General features: G+C 40.5%; 24 protein-coding genes. 3 read left to right on the forward strand and 21 right to left on the reverse strand.

Annotation, left to right across the window (positions count from 1 at the left end; all coding sequences use genetic code 11):
* Nucleotides 1-74: 74 nt before the first annotated feature.
* The 10 genes from KJR31_RS08330 to KJR31_RS08375 form a co-directional block, all read right to left on the reverse strand.
* Nucleotides 75-929 (reverse strand): VOC family protein, encoded by an 855-nt coding sequence (locus KJR31_RS08330; protein WP_214262899.1) that lies wholly within the window; start codon nt 927-929, stop codon nt 75-77.
* Nucleotides 930-1,060: 131 nt separating this feature from the next.
* Nucleotides 1,061-2,563: a zinc ABC transporter substrate-binding protein AdcA gene (locus KJR31_RS08335; RefSeq protein ID WP_214262900.1), complete on the reverse strand. Its 1,503-nt coding sequence runs from the start codon at nt 2,561-2,563 to the stop codon at nt 1,061-1,063.
* Between the two features lie 9 nt (nt 2,564-2,572).
* A complete protein-coding gene (locus tag KJR31_RS08340) occupies nt 2,573-3,379 on the reverse strand; it encodes a metal ABC transporter permease (protein WP_214262901.1) in 807 nt (268 codons plus the stop codon).
* A complete protein-coding gene (locus tag KJR31_RS08345; RefSeq protein ID WP_214262902.1) occupies nt 3,372-4,076 on the reverse strand; it encodes a metal ABC transporter ATP-binding protein in 705 nt (234 codons plus the stop codon). The genes KJR31_RS08340 and KJR31_RS08345 overlap by 8 nt, the downstream gene beginning before the upstream one ends.
* On the reverse strand, nt 4,076-4,516 hold the full coding sequence (adcR, locus tag KJR31_RS08350; RefSeq protein ID WP_214262903.1) for a zinc-dependent transcriptional regulator AdcR: 441 nt from the start codon (nt 4,514-4,516) through the stop codon (nt 4,076-4,078). The genes KJR31_RS08345 and adcR overlap by 1 nt, the downstream gene beginning before the upstream one ends.
* 247 nt (nt 4,517-4,763) lie before the next feature.
* Nucleotides 4,764-6,032 carry a D-alanyl-lipoteichoic acid biosynthesis protein DltD gene (dltD, locus tag KJR31_RS08355; RefSeq protein ID WP_214262904.1) on the reverse strand — a complete coding sequence of 423 codons (1,269 nt, stop codon included), beginning with the start codon at nt 6,030-6,032 and terminating at the stop codon, nt 4,764-4,766.
* A complete protein-coding gene (gene dltC, locus KJR31_RS08360) occupies nt 6,025-6,264 on the reverse strand; it encodes a D-alanine--poly(phosphoribitol) ligase subunit DltC (protein WP_214262905.1) in 240 nt (79 codons plus the stop codon). Before dltC ends, dltD begins: the two co-directional genes overlap by 8 nt.
* A gap of 13 nt (nt 6,265-6,277) precedes the next feature.
* Nucleotides 6,278-7,522, reverse strand: coding sequence for a D-alanyl-lipoteichoic acid biosynthesis protein DltB (gene dltB / locus KJR31_RS08365; RefSeq protein ID WP_214262906.1), 1,245 nt, complete (start codon nt 7,520-7,522; stop codon nt 6,278-6,280).
* On the reverse strand, nt 7,519-9,069 hold the full coding sequence (gene dltA, locus KJR31_RS08370) for a D-alanine--poly(phosphoribitol) ligase subunit DltA (RefSeq protein ID WP_214262907.1): 1,551 nt from the start codon (nt 9,067-9,069) through the stop codon (nt 7,519-7,521). Before dltA ends, dltB begins: the two co-directional genes overlap by 4 nt.
* Nucleotides 9,070-9,084: 15 nt before the next feature.
* Nucleotides 9,085-9,243, reverse strand: coding sequence for a teichoic acid D-Ala incorporation-associated protein DltX (locus KJR31_RS08375; RefSeq protein WP_250319712.1), 159 nt, complete (start codon nt 9,241-9,243; stop codon nt 9,085-9,087).
* Nucleotides 9,244-9,498: 255 nt separating this feature from the next.
* Here KJR31_RS08375 and hslO point away from each other — a divergent pair, with 255 nt between their 5' ends.
* Together hslO and dusB are read left to right on the forward strand one after the other, a co-directional pair.
* Nucleotides 9,499-10,371 carry an Hsp33 family molecular chaperone HslO gene (gene hslO / locus KJR31_RS08380; RefSeq protein ID WP_214262909.1) on the forward strand — a complete coding sequence of 291 codons (873 nt, stop codon included), beginning with the start codon at nt 9,499-9,501 and terminating at the stop codon, nt 10,369-10,371.
* Nucleotides 10,358-11,338 carry a tRNA dihydrouridine synthase DusB gene (gene dusB, locus KJR31_RS08385; protein WP_214262910.1) on the forward strand — a complete coding sequence of 327 codons (981 nt, stop codon included), beginning with the start codon at nt 10,358-10,360 and terminating at the stop codon, nt 11,336-11,338. Before hslO ends, dusB begins: the two co-directional genes overlap by 14 nt.
* A 51-nt stretch (nt 11,339-11,389) precedes the next feature.
* Here dusB and KJR31_RS08390 read toward each other — a convergent pair whose 3' ends face one another.
* Both KJR31_RS08390 and KJR31_RS08395 read right to left on the reverse strand, forming a co-directional pair.
* Entirely contained in the window at nt 11,390-12,076 is a 687-nt protein-coding gene (locus KJR31_RS08390; RefSeq protein WP_214262927.1) for a YoaK family protein, read from the reverse strand.
* A gap of 216 nt (nt 12,077-12,292) precedes the next feature.
* Nucleotides 12,293-12,940: a hypothetical protein gene (locus tag KJR31_RS08395; protein WP_214262911.1), complete on the reverse strand. Its 648-nt coding sequence runs from the start codon at nt 12,938-12,940 to the stop codon at nt 12,293-12,295.
* 280 nt (nt 12,941-13,220) lie between these two features.
* Here KJR31_RS08395 and KJR31_RS08400 point away from each other — a divergent pair, with 280 nt between their 5' ends.
* Nucleotides 13,221-13,451, forward strand: coding sequence for a hypothetical protein (locus tag KJR31_RS08400; RefSeq protein WP_214262912.1), 231 nt, complete (start codon nt 13,221-13,223; stop codon nt 13,449-13,451).
* A gap of 35 nt (nt 13,452-13,486) precedes the next feature.
* Here the strand turns inward: KJR31_RS08400 and KJR31_RS08405 are convergent, their stop codons facing one another.
* The 9 genes from KJR31_RS08405 to KJR31_RS08445 all read right to left on the reverse strand — a co-directional run bounded on the left by KJR31_RS08405 (nt 13,487) and on the right by KJR31_RS08445 (nt 20,979).
* Nucleotides 13,487-14,260, reverse strand: coding sequence for an NUDIX domain-containing protein (locus KJR31_RS08405; RefSeq protein WP_214262913.1), 774 nt, complete (start codon nt 14,258-14,260; stop codon nt 13,487-13,489).
* A gap of 73 nt (nt 14,261-14,333) precedes the next feature.
* Entirely contained in the window at nt 14,334-16,766 is a 2,433-nt protein-coding gene (locus KJR31_RS08410; RefSeq protein WP_214262914.1) for an ATP-dependent Clp protease ATP-binding subunit, read from the reverse strand.
* A 6-nt stretch (nt 16,767-16,772) separates the two neighbouring features.
* Nucleotides 16,773-17,231 (reverse strand): CtsR family transcriptional regulator, encoded by a 459-nt coding sequence (locus KJR31_RS08415; RefSeq protein WP_214262915.1) that lies wholly within the window; start codon nt 17,229-17,231, stop codon nt 16,773-16,775.
* Nucleotides 17,232-17,565: 334 nt separating this feature from the next.
* Nucleotides 17,566-17,799: a DUF7675 family protein gene (locus KJR31_RS08420; protein WP_214262916.1), complete on the reverse strand. Its 234-nt coding sequence runs from the start codon at nt 17,797-17,799 to the stop codon at nt 17,566-17,568.
* A gap of 108 nt (nt 17,800-17,907) precedes the next feature.
* Nucleotides 17,908-18,090, reverse strand: coding sequence for a hypothetical protein (locus KJR31_RS08575; RefSeq protein ID WP_250319713.1), 183 nt, complete (start codon nt 18,088-18,090; stop codon nt 17,908-17,910).
* Between the two features lie 103 nt (nt 18,091-18,193).
* On the reverse strand, nt 18,194-18,922 hold the full coding sequence (locus tag KJR31_RS08430; RefSeq protein ID WP_214262917.1) for an ABC transporter ATP-binding protein: 729 nt from the start codon (nt 18,920-18,922) through the stop codon (nt 18,194-18,196).
* Nucleotides 18,922-19,929, reverse strand: coding sequence for an ABC transporter substrate-binding protein (locus tag KJR31_RS08435; RefSeq protein WP_214262918.1), 1,008 nt, complete (start codon nt 19,927-19,929; stop codon nt 18,922-18,924). The genes KJR31_RS08430 and KJR31_RS08435 overlap by 1 nt, the downstream gene beginning before the upstream one ends.
* 38 nt (nt 19,930-19,967) lie before the next feature.
* Nucleotides 19,968-20,726, reverse strand: coding sequence for an ABC transporter permease (locus KJR31_RS08440; protein WP_214262919.1), 759 nt, complete (start codon nt 20,724-20,726; stop codon nt 19,968-19,970).
* On the reverse strand, nt 20,689-20,979 hold the full coding sequence (locus KJR31_RS08445) for a thiamine-binding protein (protein WP_214262920.1): 291 nt from the start codon (nt 20,977-20,979) through the stop codon (nt 20,689-20,691). Before KJR31_RS08445 ends, KJR31_RS08440 begins: the two co-directional genes overlap by 38 nt.
* Between the last annotated feature and the right edge of the window lie 182 nt (nt 20,980-21,161).

Raw genomic sequence — 21,161 nt, forward strand, 5'->3', positions numbered from 1 at the left:
TTTTTCATTATCGAAAAACCAGAATAAAAAAGAGCGGTTCAACCTACTGATAAGGTAGATTGAACCGCTCTTTTCTAATTCCCTACTCTAACTCGCGTAACAATGCCATCTTTGTCGGTCACACTAAACTCTGCAGACGAAAGCCACTGAGTTATGGCCTTGCTAGTTTGAGATTGAGCAAATACTTTTAATAATTCCTCCTTGTTCTCAACTTCAACCGCATAGTAGGCAAGACCTGTCATTCCATGCTCACGAGGAGCTAAGTTTTTACCACCCCATTCATTGACGGCCAAATGATGATGATAATCCCCTGATGCTATCCAACTGGCATGTGGAATCGTGAATTTATCCTCAAGACCTAGAGACTCTTGATAGAAAGAGCTCGCTTCTCGACTATTCTTAACAGATAGATGAACATGGCCCATGCGAGTGCCACTTGCAATGACAAAAGGATCCAGTTCTTTGCCTAGTTCATAGATGTCTTGGGCAGACAGCTCTTCTGTCACCCCAATAATTCGCCCGTCCTCTCGAATATCCCACTCGGTCACAGGCTTGTCTCTGTAGAGTTCAATGCCATTGCCCTCTAAATCTTCTAGATAGATAGCTTCACTATAGCCATGATCAGCTCCACCTACTAGTGGAATCTTTAGATCTAACAAGTGTTTAAAAACATTGGCTAAGTCCTCTCGACTCGGTAAAAGGAGAGCCATGTGATAAAGTCCGTAAGTCTGTTTGGGATTCCTCGTATCATCTGTCTTGATTAGTTTAACAAGAGCTTTGTCTCCAGCACCCAAAACCGCCTCTCCTTCCGACTGACTCAATATCTCCAAGCCGAGCAACTGATGATAAAAGGCTGTCTGACTTTCTAAATCCTTGACATTTAAAGCCACCTCGGCCAAATGAATCTTACTATTATATTCGTAAACCATAGAAAACCTCTCTTTGTTGTAACTTTTTTTGTTACATTAATTATACACCTTTCTCAACCAATGTCAATCCAGATGCTTAGGAGTGATAAAAACAAGAAAAAAACTCCCCGGTACGGGAAGGTTTTTTAGATTTAATGAGCCAACATTTCTTGGGCAATTTCCTGACCAGATAGGTTATCTGGATAGTAGGTTGGCCAGTTGTCCATCTCTTCAAAGAGGGCTTCTTGGCTAGTACCTCCAAAGAAAATATGGAAATGCTCTGCCTTGACCGGAGCAATATTGTGGTCGCTAAACTGAACATACTTAAACTGTCCAGCGTCCGCATCTGTTGCTTCAAAGAGATAACGGACTCCACGATTTCCTTTCTTATAAGTCAAGATTTTCTTACCGACATACTTGTAAGTATATTTCTTACTTTTGTCTCCTTGGATGAATTCCATCGTGTTATCTGTAATGTTAATCTTGCTTACATCTGTTTGGTAACCTTTTTGATAATAGGCTTTGTACTCATCCTTGGTCATCTTGCCAGTCAATTTAGCCTTGTAGTCAAATACTTGATCAAGAGTCCCATTTTCAAGGAAAGGATAGACTGACTGCCAGTTGCCAGCGTAGTCACTTAAGGTACGGTCCTTAACATCTGCATCCTCAAAGTAGCCATTTTGAACGGTTTTAGTTTCCTCTGCTTTTTCAGGTTCAATCTCTGCTCCTGCCTGATCAGTTGTTTGCTTAAGGGCATTGAGATTTTTCTCCATGACAGAGATATAGTTTTCTCCTGACTTCATGTCCTCTTCGGTCAAGCTTTCAAGAGGATTTAATACATCTAGCTTCACACCTGTTTCTTTTGAAAGGGTATTTGCTAAGGCTTGTGAGGCATTTTCTTCAAAATAAATATAAGAGATTTTGTTTTTCTTGATGTACTCGGTCAATTCTGCCAAACGGCTTGCTGATGGCTCCGCATCTGGCGAAAGTCCAGAGATAGAGACTTGATTGAGTCCGTAATCCAAGGCTAGATAACGGAAGGCCGCGTGTTGAGTCACAAAACTCTTTTGCTTAGCACTAGAAAGCCCTTCAGTATAGGCCTTATCCAAAGCTTGTAGCTTTTCGATATAAGCTGCTGCATTTTGCTCAAAAGTCGCCTTCTTATCTGGATAGTCAGCTGAAAGGCTATCTCGGATATGCTCTACAAGCTTGATGGCACGCGCAGGAGACAACCATACATGAGGATCGTACTCGTGATGATGACCTTCTTCGCCGTGATCATGGTCTTCCTCTTCTTCACTTCCCGGAAGAAGGAGCATATCTCCAGTAGCTTTAATCGTTTTTACTTTTTTCGCATCTAGGGATTCTAAAAGCTTGGGAACCCAAGTCTCCATGTTTTCATTTTCATAAACAAAGGCATCAGCATCTTGGATTTTAGCGACTGCCTTAGGTGATGGTTCATAGTCATGTGGCTCTGTTCCAGCCCCGATTAAGAGTTCGACATTGGCTGTATCCCCTGCTACTTGCTTGGTAAATTCGTAGACAGGGTAGAAAGTTGTGACGATATTTAATTTTCCGTCTGCTTGTTTTTGATTGGAACAAGCGACTAAGAATACTGTCACAAGACTTGCCAAAAGTAGGCTTAGTTTTTTCATGTGCTTCTCCTATTTGATAAAACGTTTGAGGATGCTGACTACTAAAAAGACAACTACAAAGATAATGGTGATACTTGCACTAGGAGGCGTCTCTGCATAATAGGAAATATAGAGTCCCGCAACCATGCCTAGAAAACCAATGACGCTAGCAAGAATCATCACAGAACTAAAGTTTTTACCTAGACGCAAAGCAATACTTGCTGGCAAAACCATAATAGTCGATACCAAAAGTGCTCCCGCTGCTGGTATCATGAGGGCAATAGCCACACCAGTTACCATGTTAAAGAGAATAGACATAGTACGCACTGGAAGACCATCGACAAAAGCTGTATCCTCGTCAAAAGTTAGAATATACATAGGCCTTAAAAAGAGGAAGGTCAGGATTAAAACAACCGCTGCAATGACAAAGAGCCCAATGACCTGCTCTTGACTAATAGTCACGATAGAACCAAACAGATATTGGTCCAAACTCATCGAGCTAGAGCTCTTCCCCTTACTCATGACAATGAGCGATACTGCAAGTCCTGTAGACATGAGGATAGCTGTCCCAATCTCCATAAAGCTTTTATAAACTGTACGCAAGTATTCAAGAAAGACCGCCGCAATCAAGACAATGGCAATGGTTGAGATGGTCGGAGAAATCCCCAAAACCAAACCAAAGGCAACACCCGAAAGCGAGACGTGACTGAGAGTATCACTCATAAGACTTTGACGGCGCAAGATGAGAAAAGTCCCAAGAACTGGTGAAAAGAGACTCATGGCAATAACTGCCAAAAAGGCTCGCTGCATAAAATCATAAGACAGTAGATTAAGCATGCTCCACCTCCTGGTCACTTTCATGGACATTGAAGCAACGCCATGGTGAATCTTGGTCTCGGACAAGGTGAATATTGCGATCTGCGTAGTCTTTGACTTCTTCTGGGTCATGAGTAATCATCAAAACAGCCTTGCCATGATGGTGGGCGCTGTGGTGCATGAGCTCATAAAATTCATTCTTAGTCCCTGCATCCATCCCTGTCGTCGGCTCATCCAAGATAAAGATATCTGGATCGGACGCAAACATACGTGCAATGACTGCTCTTTGCTTTTGCCCACCAGAGAGGGAACCAATGCGTTTATCCCGATGTTCCCACATGCCAACCGAGTTTAAACTAGCCTTGATATGTTCCTCATCGTGAGCATTTAAACGACGGAACCAGCCCTTTCTTGGATAACGACCTGATTTGACAAATTCATAAACGGTACTTGGAAAACCTGCATTAAAACTTGCAATCTGTTGAGGAAGGTAGGCAATTCTTAATTTTGTCCCACGAGTGTTGGTCTTTGAAATGGTAACTTTACCAAATCTTGGTTGTAAAATACCTAGACTGGCCTTGATTAGAGTCGTCTTGGCAGCTCCGTTTTCTCCCGTGAGTGTGACAAACTCCCCACTATCAACACTGTAATTGATGTGCTCAAGCACAGGTTCCTTGTCATAATAGAAGGACAAATCCTCTACTGTGATGTATCTCATTACTTGATTTCTCCTACTAAAGCAGTTAAAAACCGCTGGATAATTTGTTGCTCCTTAGCTGAGAATTGAGTGACAACTTGCTCATACGTCGAGAGGGTATGTTCATGGTGATGATGGTGCTCCTCAGCAATTGGTCTAGCAAGGTCTGTCAATTGATAAAAAATCACTCGAGCATCCTTAGGATCCTTAGACGTTTCCAGCATCCCCTCTTTAATCAAAGATTTAATAGCCTTGGTAACAGCCGCTTGACTGACATTAAGGCGACGTGCCAACTCAGAATTGGTCAATGATTCCTCTGATAAGAGCATGAGGATATGCTCCTGGGTGTTTGTCAAAGCCACTTCACTCGTGCAATGACCAATCAAAATTTCATGCTGATTTTCAGCTTTCAAGATTACTTCATTTAAAAAATGATCAATTTCCGTTGCTAATTGTCTCATGATTTGCCCCTTTCTTCGAATAGTTTTTCCATTATTACAGGACTTTTAGTCTATTTGTTTACTAGTTAAGTATATCACATCCTAGTACAGAGTCAAGAAAAAAGATGAAAACAATTTTTATGTTTTCATTTTCTATGTATTCTTTTACTGGACTTTACTCAATTGAGGAATCCACTACTATACTCGCATTCGGCAAAAAGTCTGTGATTACAAAAAGCCCAAACTAAGGTTCAGGCTCTTTGGTTATTTATTGAAAATCTTTGATATTACCGTCGTAATTAGCCCAATCCTGGCTAAAGAATCGGTCATTTGTTTGGTAATTAGGAGCTGTTGTTGGATTGCTTAAAAAAGGATTTACAACCTTATCAAAGGCCAACCAGCCTAACCAACCAATATGAATCGTATCCTTAACAAAGTATGGATCTCCTCCATTTTTTGAGAAATCAGCAATATTGGTGAAACCTTGGCTTTCCAACTGGTAACGGATCTTTTCAACAGATTGTTGATACATTTCTTCACTCAAGCCTGTATAGTCCATCCATTTTTTATTGACAGGTTGAAAGACAAAGAGTACATTCACCTTAGATTTGGCAAATTGATCGAGCACTAGCTGCAAATCATTGTACTCAGATGACTTGAGAAAGTTGTAATTTTTTTGATACCCTTCCCATTTTTTCAAATCTTTCTTTAACTGAGTATTGTAAAAATGGTTCTCCATTCCCAAATCATTATTGGTTGTATTTTCTTCACCCTCTTTTCGAGCGATATTTTCCAATTCTTCATAAGAAAATTGATCTGGGAGACTGCTCAAATATTTTTCAATATGATCTTTATACTTTAATCGACCTCGAATCGAGAATTGGCCAAAAAGAGCAGCTTGTTTTTCATTGAACTCTGCAGAAGCTGTGATGATTGAATGATCAAAGTCCGACAATTGCTCGTTTTTAGCTAACTTTTCAACAATCCCCTTCATCGGTACGCTTGGGTTCTGCTTCAAGAGTCTATTAGCCGCATACTGAGTGGCCACATCCCCAGATTGGTTTTCCAAGAAGGCCGTCAACTGATCATTGTTAAAATAGGTTTGAAAAATAGTCGGGTCATGATCCTCTTTTGTAAACCACTGTGGAGAGATTACAAATACCGCTTGTTTATTTTCAAGTTCAGACGTAATTTGTTGCATCCCAAAATACTGACTGAGTGAAGCAGCACCTGCCTGCCCCATAAAATAGGGTCGGTAGGAGCGATTGTACTTTTCAGCTAATACTCCTGGATGCATATTGTCGAATCGTATCCATTCACTTGATCCAAAGAAAGGGACAAAACGCATATCAGGGTCTGTAAGAGCTCTCACTTTTTGGCTTCTCTCCTTAAAGCTCTCTGCACTTACAGAAGCCGCAGAGTATTTCTCCTCCGTCAGATTATGGCTTCTTGTACTTGGATAAAAAAAGATTAGTAGAAGAACCAACAATCCCGCTATAAAAACAGGCCCAAAAATCAGCCACAGGCGTTTAAGCATTTTGTAGCTCCACAATACCGGCTACGATTTTATTAGCCGTATTCCAGTCATCACGACCAAATTCTGTAACCGGGACACGAATATCAAAGTGATTCTCGATTTCCACGATTAATTCAACTGTTCCCATACTATCCAAGACACCTGCATCAAAGAGATCCTCATCCATCATGCCAGAAACATCTTCCATAAACAATTCATCAATAATTTCAATAACTTCTGATTTGATATCCATTTTTTAATTCCTTTTATTTTTTAAACCATAAATCATTCAAAAATCCAGAGAAGATTAAGAATGAGACCATCACGACATGGAAGGTGACTACCATGCCAAGCAACTGAACCCAGCGATTCTCAGGCAAGGGAGCTTTCCCTGCTTTCTTTCGTTCCTTATTGAGTGTTTTTTTCTTACGAACCCAGGCATCATTAATCACTAAACCTACCCCATGAAAGAGTCCGTAGGCGATGTAAAACCACGTTATTCCATGCCAGAACCCCATAAGGAGCATGTTTAGGATATAGGCGACACTTGAGGTCACATTTCGATTCTTAAACAATTTCTTTCTCGTCATCACCATGACCATGCGCATAAAGACAAAGTCACGAAACCAGAAAGATAAACTCATGTGCCAGCGATTCCAAAACTCTTTCAAATCCCTTGATAAGAAGGGTTTGTTGAAGTTGATCGGACTACGAATCCCCATCAGATTTGAAATAGCTATAGCAAACATGGAATAACCCGCAAAGTCAAAGAAGAGCTCCAAACCAAATGTGTACATGACTGCCACCACATAATAGTTAAAGACACCCCCTTCCTGTAAAGCTAGATTCTTTAGAGGAGGTAACAAAATCTCGCCTAAAATATGAGCTAGGATAAATTTGTACAGAAATCCCCACATGATATACCGGACGGACTCAGCTAGCATATCCATCAACTCATCGCGCTCTGGAATCGTCTGATAATTTTCATTAAAACGTTTGAAACGATCAATGGGACCACTTGAAAATGTCGGCATAAAGAGGAGAAAACGCAAGTATTCCCTCATCTTCAATTCCTTAATGACTCCATCTCTGAGTTCGATAATGATTCCTACCGAACGAAAAGTCAGATAAGAAATTCCGATAAAACCTAACAAGGATTGTGTGCCATTAATAGCTGGCTGGACCTTCACAAAGATGATAGGAAGTAAAGATAACAGACTAACGAGATAGAAAGTCCATTTCCCGTCTTTAGTTTTTCGATACTGCTTGTAAAAAAGAACCAACAAGATTTGCCATATCAGATAAATCCCTAAGGCAGCCAATTGATTGGTCTTGCCACCCGTCAACATAGTGACGATAAAGAAGAGACTAACCAATATTTCATACCAGGCAAAGCGTTTTTTGAAAAAAAGACCGATAAAGATTGGCAAGGTGGCAGTAATCACATACAAAAAGTACTGCGGATTCCCATACGGCTCAATATGAGGTAGCTGTTGTAGGAAATCCATCATCTATTATTTACCTCGTTAATTAAACCTTTAATGTCAATTTTACCATTTGGAGTCAATGGTAATTCCTCTCTGTAAAGGAACTTAGACGGCATCATATAAGACATCATAATATCCTCCAAATCTTCCTTGATAGCTTTCGTGATATCGATGTCGCGCTCAAATTGTTCTTTGACGCCATCTTTTAAGATGACATAAGCCAAGAGATTTTGGACCTTGTGATCTTTATTATAACGTGGAACTGCGACAGCCGATTCGATATACTTCGATTTGTTCAAGTTTTGAGAAACATCCTCAAGTTCGATACGGTAACCGTTAAACTTAATCTGGAAGTCCATCCGTCCACCGTAAAGAAGAAGACCTTCATCTGTCATAGTTCCCACATCCCCAGTGTGGTAGGCTGGCAGACCTTCAAATTCGAAGAAGGCTTCTGCTGTTTTCTCTGGATTATTCATATAACCTTTTGAAACAGCTGGTCCAGACACGATGATCTCTCCTTGCTCTCCATTTGGCAATTTGTTTCCTTCTTCATCAATGATGAAGGTTGGAGAATCTTCTTTGGTATAACCAATTGGCAAACGTTTAAGAGTCGCTAACATCTCATCTGTAATAGCGACTGCTGACAAAGCTACCGTCGCTTCCGTTGGACCGTAAGCATTGATAATACGCGCATTTGGGAAACGCTCGTGCAGTTTTTGAGCCGTTTTAACGGTCAACTCTTCCCCATCAAAGTAGAAATGGGTAATACCTGGCATCTTTTCAGCATTGAAATCTTCAGACAACATGGCCATATCTGCAAAAGATGGCGTTGAAGTCCAGATCGCAATTGGAAGAGAAAAGATGGTCGCAAAGAGTTGTTTAAAGTCTTGAGTGATGGCTGATGGAAGGGCAAAAAGCGTCCCTCCAAGAGCTAAGGTCGGTGCCCAATACATGACAGACAAGTCAAAGGAATAAGGTGGTTGCGCCAACATTTGCGGACGCTCTGGCGTCGCAAATTCCTTGTCCGTAATCATCCAGTTGGTGAAACTGAGCAAGTTGTCGTGTGAAATTTGCACCCCTTTTGGTTTTCCAGTTGTTCCAGAGGTAAAGATGATGTAGTAGTTATCATCCCCCTTGACTGGATGTTGCAAATCATACGCATTCTGAGCTGCATAAGCTTCACGGACTTGCTCCAAGTTCAAGATCAGAGTAGCTGGGTTTTCAATGGGAAACTCATTGATAGCGATGATTAAACTTGGATCAGCCACTTCAACAATAGCAGACACGCGCTCCAAGGCAGAATGGCTGTCAATTGGAATATAAGCATGGCCAGATTTTGTCAGAGCCACAAAGATTGCCAACATTTCATATTCTTGTCCACCAAAGACCACAACAGGTGACTTTTCCGGAAGTCCCATTTGGTCAATGTGGGCTGCTAAACTATCTGAGTCTGCCTTCAATTGGCCATAGGTATGCTCTTCTCCAAGGACATTGTAGACAGGATAGTTTGGTTGCAGTTGGGCGTAATGTTCAATCGCCTCGATCATATCAGTAATTGGTTGGTTTGACACAGTAGGGATCTCCTTTTAGAATTCATTGTAGATAAAGCCACCCTGACTTTGTCCTAGATAGCTAAAGAAGTAAAGCAAACCCAGTAAAATAATAAAATACAGGACCGTTTGTCCCAAAAAAACATAGTATGGTTTCTTTTTATTCACATTATACTCTTTTCTGTAAATTTTCATTATCTTTTCACAAACATACAATACTATTTTGTCTTGCTCCCATTTTACCACTTTACTTTGTTTATTTTCAACTGTTTACTATTTTTTAAAAGTTGATTTTAGCATATTTTAAGGAAAGCTAAGATATCAATAAAAATATTCTAAAAAGCCCAATTTCTTTGCCATCCTAATATTGACAATTATAAGTGAAACAATTTGAAAGGCTAGCAAACACACCACTCCCCCTTTGGGCATTTTTATGCTAAAATAGTAGCTATGGATAAAATTATTAAAACAATATCAGAAAGTGGATCTTTTCGTGCTTTTGTTCTAGATAGCACGGAAACAGTCCGTACTGCTCAAGAAAAACACCAAACCCAAGCTAGTTCAACCGTAGCGCTTGGTCGTACTTTAATCGCCAGCCAAATTCTCGCTGCCAATGAAAAAGGAAATACCAAACTGACTGTCAAGGTTCTTGGAACCAGCTCCCTCGGTGCCATTATCACCGTCGCCGATACCAAGGGTAACGTCAAAGGCTACGTTCAAAATCCTGGCGTCGACATCAAAAAAACTGCAACAGGCGAAGTCTTGGTTGGGCCTTTTGTTGGTAATGGTCAATTTCTAGTAATTACAGACTATGGCACTGGAAATCCCTACAATTCCATGACGCCTCTCATCTCTGGAGAAATCGGTGAAGACCTAGCTTTCTATCTTACAGAAAGTCAACAAACGCCTTCTGCTGTTGGCCTTAATGTCCTTTTAGATGACGAAGACAAGGTCAAGGTCGCAGGTGGTTTCCTTCTCCAAGTTCTACCAGGGGCCAAGGAAAAAGAAATCGCCCGTTTTGAAAAACGTATCCAAGAAATGCCAGCCATTTCGACTCTTCTAGAAAGCGACGACCATATCGAAGCACTTCTCAAGGCTATCTACGGCGACGAACCATACAAACGTTTGTCTGAAGAAGAAATTCGTTTCCAATGTGACTGCAGCAAAGAACGATTTATGAACGCCCTTGCAAGCCTTCCGAGCTCAGATTTACAGGAAATGAAGGATGAAGACCACGGGGCGGAAATCACTTGTCAATTCTGCCAAACTACTTACAACTTTGATGAAAACGACTTGGAGGAACTCATTCGTGACAAATCTTAATACACCTTTTATGATTGGGAACGTCGAGATCCCAAACCGGACGGTCCTCGCACCCATGGCCGGTGTGACAAACTCAGCCTTTCGTACTATTGCAAAAGAACTTGGAGCTGGGCTCGTGGTCATGGAAATGGTCTCTGACAAAGGAATCCAATACAATAACGAAAAGACTCTTCACATGCTTCATATCGATGAAGGAGAAAACCCAGTTTCTATCCAGCTATTTGGTAGTGACGAAGATAGCCTCGCACGCGCAGCAGAATTTATTCAAGAAAATACCAAGACCGATATCGTCGATATCAACATGGGCTGCCCAGTTAATAAAATCGTAAAAAACGAGGCTGGTGCTATGTGGCTCAAGGATCCAGACAAGATCTATTCTATCATTAACAAGGTTCAATCTGTCCTTGATATCCCTCTCACTGTCAAAATGCGTACAGGCTGGTCTGACCCATCCTTAGCAGTAGAAAACGCCCTCGCTGCTGAAGCTGCAGGTGTTTCTGCCCTTGCCATGCACGGTCGTACCCGTGAGCAAATGTATACTGGCCATGCGGATCTTGAGACCCTTCACAAGGTTGCACAAGCTCTGACTAAGATTCCATTTATCGCCAACGGTGATATCCGTACTGTCCAAGATGCAAAACAACGTATCGAAGAAGTCGGTGCTGACGCTGTTATGATTGGACGCGCAGCCATGGGAAACCCCTACCTCTTCAACCAGATCAATCACTACTTTGAAACGGGAGAAATCCTTCCTGATTTGACCTTCGAAGACAAGATGAAAATCGCCTACGAGCACTTGAAACGCTTGATTGATCTCAAGGGAGAAAAGGTTGCTGTCCGTGAATTCCGTGGCCTAGCTCCTCACTATCTCCGTGGAACATCTGGCGCCGCTAAACTCCGTGGAGCTATCTCACAAGCCAGTACCCTGGCTGAGATTGAAGCACTCTTGCAGTTAGAGAAAATATAATCTTCTATCTACTTCACAAAAAGGCAAAGCTCAAAAATGAGCCTTGCCTTTTTATATATTTTCATCTCTTAAATCTAATTGCTTCACTCTAGCTATATAGTAGGACATAATCAAAAACAAATTGAGGCTGATAATCCAAACAGACCATTCATGAAGAAAATGCATAGATATAGCCAAACTAATTGCCCCTACTATAAAACTCCCTACAACAATCCCATAGTTTAAAGCTTGGCGACGATATTCTTGAACGTCTCCTTCTCCTCTAACGACGCGATACAAAGCAATCAGCATTTTTCGGTAATTTCCAGAAGTCATAAAAATGACATAGGGATGATCTTCAATCAAACTACCCGTAAATGTTAGCATCATCATTCCTGTTCCAAAAGCAATGAAAGGAACTTCTAATAGAGGAAATCTTGAAAAGAAAGGCAAAATAAGGGTCCCGATAAATAAGGGGAGCAACATCTTAACCCGCCAGTAGGCCGTTTTGCGGTATTCTTTCATGTGTAGGGCAAACAGAAATCCTAGAGAAAAGAAAATAATGGAGCAGAATCGTAGCATCGTATTGATAACATTTGAGTCGTGCCAATCAGATATCAGTAGGAGAATGTTCCCTGTCTGTGTTGCCACCAAGCTGTGGTACTGGATGTGACAGAACACATCCAAAGAACCACCTATAAAGCCAAGAAGTACTCCCATGAGTCGTGTGTTTTGAGGTAAAATTAATTTATCTGGCATTGATTGATTCATCACTCGTTTCCCTTTGATTTTTTCATTATACCACTTTCTCTGAAAGAAACTAAGTGAAAAACGGTCAGTTTAGGTAGACATGTTTACATATACTCTTAAGTTAGTCTCATCTCTGGAGTTCATTTATGACGTCTTATCAACTGGGAATGCTGTAGGTACTCATCAACTGAGCTATTTTTAAACAAATTATTTTAGTACTAAATTCTATGGTTGAATCAAGACAACACTAGATACCGTACCGTCCGCTCCTGTTGTAATTTGAATAACTTTTCCACCACCTACTTCAGCATTGTATTTTCCATCATCAAGGGTATAAGAATAGCTTTGGATAGAGTAGTTTTCTTTCTTACCATCAGCAGATTCCACTGTAAACTGGCCACCTGATGAGACAGTGATAGTTTCACCATTAGCACCCTTCCAACTCCCAGCTGCAGCTGAGAAATCTCTATCCACCATAGTCAAGACCCCTTTATAACGTTTGTTATTCTCTGCCTGTTTGTCTTGAAGTTTACGATCAGTTGTTGGATCATAGGTTGACTGATTTGGTTTTGCTTGTGTTCCTTGTTGATTTGATGGAGTTTGCGCTGCTTGATTGGACTCTTGTCCTTGAGTTGTTGGACTTGATGCTTGTTCAGAGGAAGCTTTGGTTTTTTCTGAAGTCGTAGTACTGGTTGAAGCTTGAGTTTTACCTTCTTTGTTAGAAGAGTTTGCCTTTGAACTTGACGTCGTTTGTGTTGTTTTAGTTGCATTGTCGTTTTTAGCTTCTTCTTTTTTATTTCCGCATGCTCCTAAAAGCAAAGTGGAAGCTAGTACAGCTACTGCAACTAATCGAATGGAATGGTTTGTTTTCATGATGGCCTCCTATGTAATCTTTTTGCAATGTTATGAAATACTTCTGTAACATTATTGTAATATTTGTTTTTGATTCTGTCAACTATTTATCTAAAATTTTTTAGAATTATTTTTGAGTACATTTATTTTCTTATTCCTCCTATATCTTTTATTCGTAAAAGATTTTAAAAAACAGGAAAATTTTCCTACTAAAATGCAATATTTTAAAGTGAAATCGCTTGCATTTTTTTTCTTGAAGGACTATAATAAAATTGAAATAGGATATTGGAGGTGTGGGCTTATGTTAAGCAAATATTACAAGTATCTTCCTTGGTTGATTTTAGCTGCTTTCTGTTCTTATGGGGGTGCTACTCATTACGCTCAAACAACATTTGATTTGTTTTACTTAACTGCCATTTTCATGATTGTCTATGTAGCTTTATTGTATTTACACGAAACCTATTTAAAATATAAATACAAAGATTTATTCATTCGATTTATGAGCAATTCTAATAAAGATAAACATCCTTAAACAAAAAGAGGTCGGGAAAATTCCGACCTCACTTTTTATTTTAATCGATAAATAGTGATAACTTCCTTTTGAGGAATCCGTTTAAAACCAACTTCCTCTAAACGATCACCATATTTCGTTAAGAAACTATCACTCGTACATGATTTGCCTGGACATAGAGTCTCAAGGAGGGCTAAACCATCATCCACTGTGAATTCATCCTCTAGTAAATAAAGGAAACGAGAGTCATAGTCGATAGCTTTTTGAATCTTCTTGATGGATGTTTGAATAATGGATAAGTGGTCAAATGCAAAGTCCTTCTCCTCAAGTTCTTTACCATCCAAGTAACACTTGCCTGTGTGAAAATCGACATCCACAAGAACGACTTCTTTTGCATCATCTCCTGCCTTAGCCAAGTCAAGAGCTCGACTGGGTAGGTAAACCAAGTGGGCAATGGTAACTGTCCACCCTCTGGGATCACGATCAGGAGTAGATACTGTCACTAGCTGCTCAATCTTTTCCAGTGGAAGATCAAGATTGATTTCTTCTTTTACCTCACGTTGACAAGCATGGGCAGCATCTTCCCCTTTATCCATAAAACCACCAACTAGCGCTAAGCAATTTTGAAAAGGGTGTGCCTTCCGACGAATCAGAAAGAGTTTCATTTTCCCTTCTACAAAGCAATAGGCTACCATATCCACAGTCACGCTTGGTTTTTCATACTGAGGGAGTGCTTGCTTGTGGTACCAGTCTAAAAATTCAGCTTGACTAGCGTGAACTTCAAAGTACTCTTTTTCTGTCATCCCGGTTGGAATTATCTGATTCATCATCTTCTACTTCCTTTCTGCTTTTGATGGCAATAAAGAGGGCGGATCTACAAATTATAGATTCATAGTTCTTGTTTTATACAATGTCGAATTTCAATTGACCTGCTTTGACACCAATTTTAAGTGTCTTACCTTCTTTCAGTTCACCTGTAAGAAGGAGCTCTGCTAGTTTGTCTTCTACTTCTGTTTGCAGGGTTCTGCGCAGTGGGCGAGCTCCCATCTCTGGATCATATCCCTTCTGAGCTAGAAGCTTAAGGGCAGATGCTTGGAGTTTCAAGTCAATGCCTTTTTCTGCCAGGCTTGCAATCAATGGTTTGACCATAATCTTAACCACGTCCTGCATATCTTGACTTGACAAGCTATGGAAGACCACTTTTTCATCAATACGGTTGATAAACTCTGGGCGATAATTTTTTTTCAACTCTTCGAACATTCGTTTTTCCATATTTTCCTGATCAAAACGAATATCTTTAGCTCCAAAACCGACTGTCTTGTCATCACGAAGAGCTGTCGCACCAAGGTTTGAAGTCATGATGATGATGGTATTGGAGAAATCAACCTTGCGACCCTTACTGTCTGTCAAGACACCATCGTCTAAGACCTGCAAGAGAACATTAAAGATATCTGGGTGGGCTTTTTCGACCTCGTCAAAGAGCAAGACTGAGTAAGGTTTGTTACGAACCTTCTCGGTCAATTCGCCACCTTCTTCGTAACCGACATACCCTGGAGGAGCTCCGTTAAGACGACTAGCCGCAAATTTTTCCATGTATTCACTCATGTCAAAGCGGATAAGAGCAGACTCGTCATCAAAGAGAACTTCTGCCAAAGCCTTGGCCAATTCAGTTTTACCAACACCTGTCGGTCCAAGGAACATAAAGGAACCAATCGGACGTTTGTTATTGCGGATACCCGATTGATTTCTCCGAATGGCACGACTGATACTAGATACCGCTTGTTCCTGTCCGATAACCCGTTTATGCAGCTCAGTTTCAAGGTTGAGATACTTCTTAGCATCCGTTTGTGTCAATTTTTGAACTGGAATACCTGACAAGCGACTCAAGGTTGTCAAAATATCAGATTCTTTTACTAGATCTTTATAGACTGGAACTTCCTGCTCTTTTGCAATGAGTTGAGTAGCTTGCTTCCATTTGCCATCCATCAGGGCCTTATCTGCAGGTGTTAAACCTGACTCATCTTTTTTAGCATGTTTCGATTTATTTTGGACAGTTGCTGCCGCTTCATCCAAAAGATCAATCGCTGAGTCTGGCAAGTGACGACTAGTCAAATAGCGATGTGCCATTTTGACAGCTGTTTCGACTGCATCATCTGTAATTTGAACATGGTGGTGTTTCTCATAAGTTGCCTTCAAGCCCTGTAAGATAGCCATACTATCAGCCACACTTGGTTCCTCAATCATCACTTTTGCAAAGCGACGAGAAAGGGCTGCGTCTTTTTCGATGTGTTTTTGGTATTCTTCCTGAGTGGTTGCCCCAACAGTTCTCAGAGTTCCACGCGCTAGGGCAGGTTTCAGGATATTAGCCGCATCCAAGGTCGAATCGATACCACTTCCTGATCCCATAATCGTATGAAGCTCATCGATAAAGAGGATAACCTTTCCGTCTTCCTCGATATCTTTGATGATATTGTTCATACGTTCTTCAAAGTCTCCACGGAAACGGGTTCCTGCAACCACATTCATCAAATCAAGTTCTAGGACTCGCATCTTAGCCATTTCATCAGGTACATTTCCGTTGGCAATTCGTTGCGCAAGGCCAAGTGCCAGAGCTGTTTTACCAACACCTGCATCTCCAACTAGAACTGGATTGTTTTTTGTTTTTCGACTCAAGATTTGAATCATACGAGAGATTTCTTGGTCACGCCCGATGACTGGCTCTAATTTGCCTGAACGGGCTTGTTCTGTAAGATCATGAGTGTAATCTTCCAAACCTCCACTTGGAGTTTGAGGCATCCCCATCATATTTGCCATAGAATTTTGCTTATCTGCAACTGAGCGATGGCGCTGACGAAGGGCTTTCAAATCTTCTTTTGTCCAACCAGCACGCGCCTCAAGACTACGACGAAGCCCAGCAATCTTGACTTGGTCCTTCTGGTCTTCATAGGAGAAACCTGCTTTTTCCAGAATGCGAGTTGCTAGGGCGTTGCCATCATGCAAGATAGCGTATAGAAGGTGCTCAGTACCCAATGCTTTGGCATGTACCACCGAAGCAACATGTTCCGCTTCTAATAGTAAGACATTTAAGCGGTAGGAGAAGGGGAGTTCCTTGTAATCTTCCTTGTGGTTATAGTTGGCTTCTGTCAACTCTACAGCCACTTCCTCTAAACGATCAATCTCATACGGGAATTCATTTAAAGTTGCTCCAGCAACACTGTAGCTATGATTGGCCATGGCAATCAGTAGGTGCCATGATTCTAGGTAATCTGCATCAAAGCGACTCGCTACCAGAAAGGCGCTATCGATGCATTCTCTCAATGCTTTTGAATATTTCATGTCGTTTTATTTTCCTTTTCTATCAACTTCATGCAACAACTGACGAAGCATATTGGCACGAATACGATTAGCTTCCTCACCTAGAATTCGGTCTGTCCCCATAGCTAATAATAAATTCATCTCTTGGCGGGTCAAGAGTTCTTGTTCGACTAAGAGTCTTAAAACATCTTCAAAGAATGCTTGGTTAACCTCATCATCCACAGAATACAACAAATCACGAAGCATATCATGATGGTTCGAGAATTCAATTCGACCAATGCGAATATAGCCCCCGCCACCACGTTTGCTCTCAACTAGATAGCCTCTACTCTCTGTAAAACGAGTCTTAATCACATAGTTAATCTGGCTAGGTACGACTTGAAAGGTATCCGCTAGCTGGCTTCGTTGCAATTCTACGATACCAGATTGTTCTAAAATCGCCTTGATATAGGCTTCAATATGGTCCGATGTATTTTTAAATTTCATAGCTTACTACCTCCTTCTTCAACTTTGACCATCTTTGACTATACTATCATTTAAGACTCTATAAGTCAAATTTTTAGGGCTAAGACCTTGAAAATACTGAGTTTTAAAAATAGCTACCAATAGCAAGCAATTCCCATTTCATTTTCTATCCTACAATTATGTTATAATAAAGAAGTTACAGCTAGCTTTCAAATCCTTTGAAAGTATGTTATTTATCATCAAATCTAAGAAATATTTCGTAAAGTCTAGAAAAAACTTCGGTATCATTAATGATGTACCGAAGTTTTTTCTAGTGTGAGTTTTTCACAGTTTTTTAGCTATAATTCATATTCTATTATCGAGAGAAAAAATCTCTCCAGTAAGGATTTTCTCTATCAAAAATTCTAACTTCTTCTTCAGTCATATTGTGAGGATAATCTTTAAAAAGATTATAGAACTTCTTTTTATCAAATGTAATTAACATCAACCCTCTAGCGAACCAGGCTGTATCAACCCACCAAATTATATCACCATCATTTTCTTTATAGCAATACTCGGACCAATTTACTTCTTCAAAATCATCTTTCATGCCCCTCAGCTCCCTTCATTTGTTTAGAATCTGCTGTATTGATAAAACTCAATATCTTGTGAAATTCAGGATTATTTTTCAATTAGTTCACATCAATGAGATAACTCTTTACATCATATTTCCACCACTAACAGCTTCGATTATTTGTTCCTCAGTCATTTTTTTACGGCTTTTTTTGATAGGATTTGAATAAATTCCGTTCTGTAGCGCTAGCTTTCTAACTTCGCTCATTTGAGAATTATTATTTATATCCTTCCTTGCTTCAATTTTATCACTTTCATCTTTTTTCATCACAACACCATACCTCAATTATATCACTTTTTATCTATCAGAATTTCCATTTATAGACAAAAAAGAGCTGGCAAAGTAGCAACCTCACCAACTCCCTATCTTTCTAATTATTTAAGCCCAACTCTTCTAATATTTGACGTTTATAGGCAATTTTTTGAACTTCTTTGTCTTCTGCATCAGACCAATCTAGTTTAATTTCAGCAACAATCTGCCCAGGGCGATTTTTCAAGATATAGATACGGTCACTAAGGTTAAGGGCCTCCTCGATACTATGCGTAATGATGAGTGTCGTCAGACCTAGCTGTTTATGAATATCAAGATACCAGGCATGAAGCTCCATCTTAGTCATCTCGTCTAAGGCACTGAAGGCCTCGTCTAGAAGAAAGAGTTTATGCCCGAAAAGGTAGGTTCGGAGCAAAGCCACACGCTGGCGCATCCCACCACTGAGTTCATGAGGATACTTATCCCGTACGGCTGTCAACTGAAAGGTAGCAAGGATTTCATCCGCTTTGGCAATAGCTTCTGCCTTATCCACCTTTTGAATTAAGAGGGGCAAGATGATATTTCCTAGCACCGTCTTATGTTCCAAAAGCAGATCCTTTTGTAACATATAGCTCACGCGCCCCTTGGGATTTTCCTCTCCGTCAAGAATGATTCGTCCTGACTGGACTTCTAAAATGCCTGCAATCAGGTTAAAGAGGGTTGTCTTTCCTACACCACTGGGTCCTAGGATAGAGACCACTTCACCTGAAGTCACTTGCAGGTTAATATCCTCTAAAATCTTTTCATCATCGTAGGCATAGCTTACGTGTTCTAGTCTAATTTCTGTCATTATTTCACAAATTCGTTAGTGAACCCTTTATCAGTCAAGTCTTCCTTAAGGATACCATTTTCTTTATCCCATTTGTAGAAGGCATTCCAGCGATCCGCATCAAATTGTCCCCATTTTTCCTTGTCGCTAGCATACTCTTTTGACAAGTATTTTTGAGATTCAATGACGAAGTCACGTTTATCCTTGAGTTCAGGTGCATTCTTGATGAGGATATCGGCTGCTTCTTCTGGGTGCTCCATGGCATATTGGTAGCCTTTTTTGATGGCTTGGATTACTTTGCGAGCTTCTTCTTTGTTGTCTTTCAGATAATCGTTGTTAGCGATGATAACTGGTGAGTAGTAGTCAAACTCTTTAACATAGTCCTTCAAGTACATAAAGTTGGCATCCACACCTTGCGATTTAGCAAGAATTCCATCCCAACCGTAGTAAATCCAAGCAGCATCAAAAACGCCATTGGCAATCGGTGTGATAGAGTTTGAGTCGTTGTTTGGTACTTTTTCAACCTTCTCAAAGTCTCCACCTTGAGATTCTACCAAGGTTTTCAGCATAGCAAGCTCAGTCGGGTCATTCCAGGTTCCATATTTCTTACCAACCAAATCTTTTGGACTATTGATATTGTCAGACTTACGAGAGATAATTCCTGATGTATTGTGTTCTACAATCGCTGCAACGGCAGTAATGCCTGCCCCTTTTTCCAATTTCTTAGCCATATAGTCTTGGAAATAGATAGCGAATGGCGCCTTACCGTTGATTACTAAATCAGATGAACTCTCTTCTGGTGGCAATTTCAAGTCCACGTCCACTCCAGCTTCCTTAAAATAGCCTTTTTCTTTGGCTACATAAAGTCCTGTGTGGTTGGTATTTGGTGTCCAGTCTAGGATAAAGTCAATTTTTTTGAGTTCTGCTTCTTTATTGTCCTTAGAAGCAGTTCCTTGGCCACAGGCCACCAGCACGACAGCTACAAGGGCTGTTACAATCGTTAAAAACACTTTCCATGTTTTCTTCATTTTAATTTCCTCTTTTCTTTTTCTCAAACATTATTGTTCTATGAACGTTTCCATTTAATCACATATTTTTCACTGATATCCACTAATTTCATACCCAGAAGGCTGATAAGCGATACCAGAATAATAATCGCAAACATGGTATCATACTGAAACAGTTTCTTGGACTGAATCATGTAGACACCAAGTCCTTCAAAGCCTCCCAACCACTCAGATACCACTGTTGTGATAAAGGCGTAGGAGACACTGACCCTCAATCCTGCATAAAAGTAGGGCAGGCTGACAGGGATTTTAAAATGCCACAGGATTTGCCAAGGATTTGCTCGCATCAGACTAAACAAGGTCAGCATGTCCTTGTCACAATGCCTAAATCCATCTAGAATACTGACGATAATAGGGAAGGTTGTCGTCAAGATAATCAAGACAATCTTGGGCAAGATTCCATAACCAAGCCACAAAACCAGAATAGGCGCTATGGCAATGGTCGGTATGGTCTGGACAACCACCATCATTGGGTAAATCAGGTCATTTAACCAGCCCAGACTATCCATAAGGACGGCCATGATACAGGCTATCAAGACACCCAAGACCAAACCTAACAAGGCTACTCTCAAGGTTGCCCAGCTGTGGTACCAGAGAAATTCTCTGTCACGAACAAAAGACTGAAGGATTTCAAGTGGTGTCGGCAAGATAAACTTTGGTAAGAGTTTTAACAAACCCGCTACCTGCCAAAGAGATAAGACACCCAAAAATCCTAGCAGACTAATGTGCCGTCTCATTATATTTTTCAAGTTTATCATCGATGCTTAAAATCTCTCCTACATTTATTTTCACATTGGCAAAAACATTGTCTGCCCCTTGACCTGCCACTTCTAATGCTTCTTTGAGAATGCGCATGAGTTGATCAAAGTCTCCCTCTAAGACCGTTTCAAAGGGTGTCACTACCATAGTCACTCCTTGAGCTTGCAGATAAGAAATGACTTGATCAATAACAGCTATGCGGTCAATCCCTTGTGACAGGGGTAGGACTTGTAAAGCAATGCTTGCTTTCATTAAAACCTCCTTCTAAGTTACAGTTTTTCTTTGAAAAAAAGAAAAACCTCTTTCATATATGAAAAAGGTGCAAAATTAGGCCAAGTATCGTTCCCTACGCTGGCATTACCCAGATCAGGTGCGGTCGAAGTTTAACACTTCCTCTCAGACTGTACACAGACTCCCATATATTATATGGACAT

Origin of the sequence: Streptococcus infantis, from assembly GCF_018499575.1 — a bacterium.
In the GTDB taxonomy this organism is placed as follows: Bacteria; Bacillota; Bacilli; order Lactobacillales; family Streptococcaceae; genus Streptococcus; species Streptococcus infantis_K.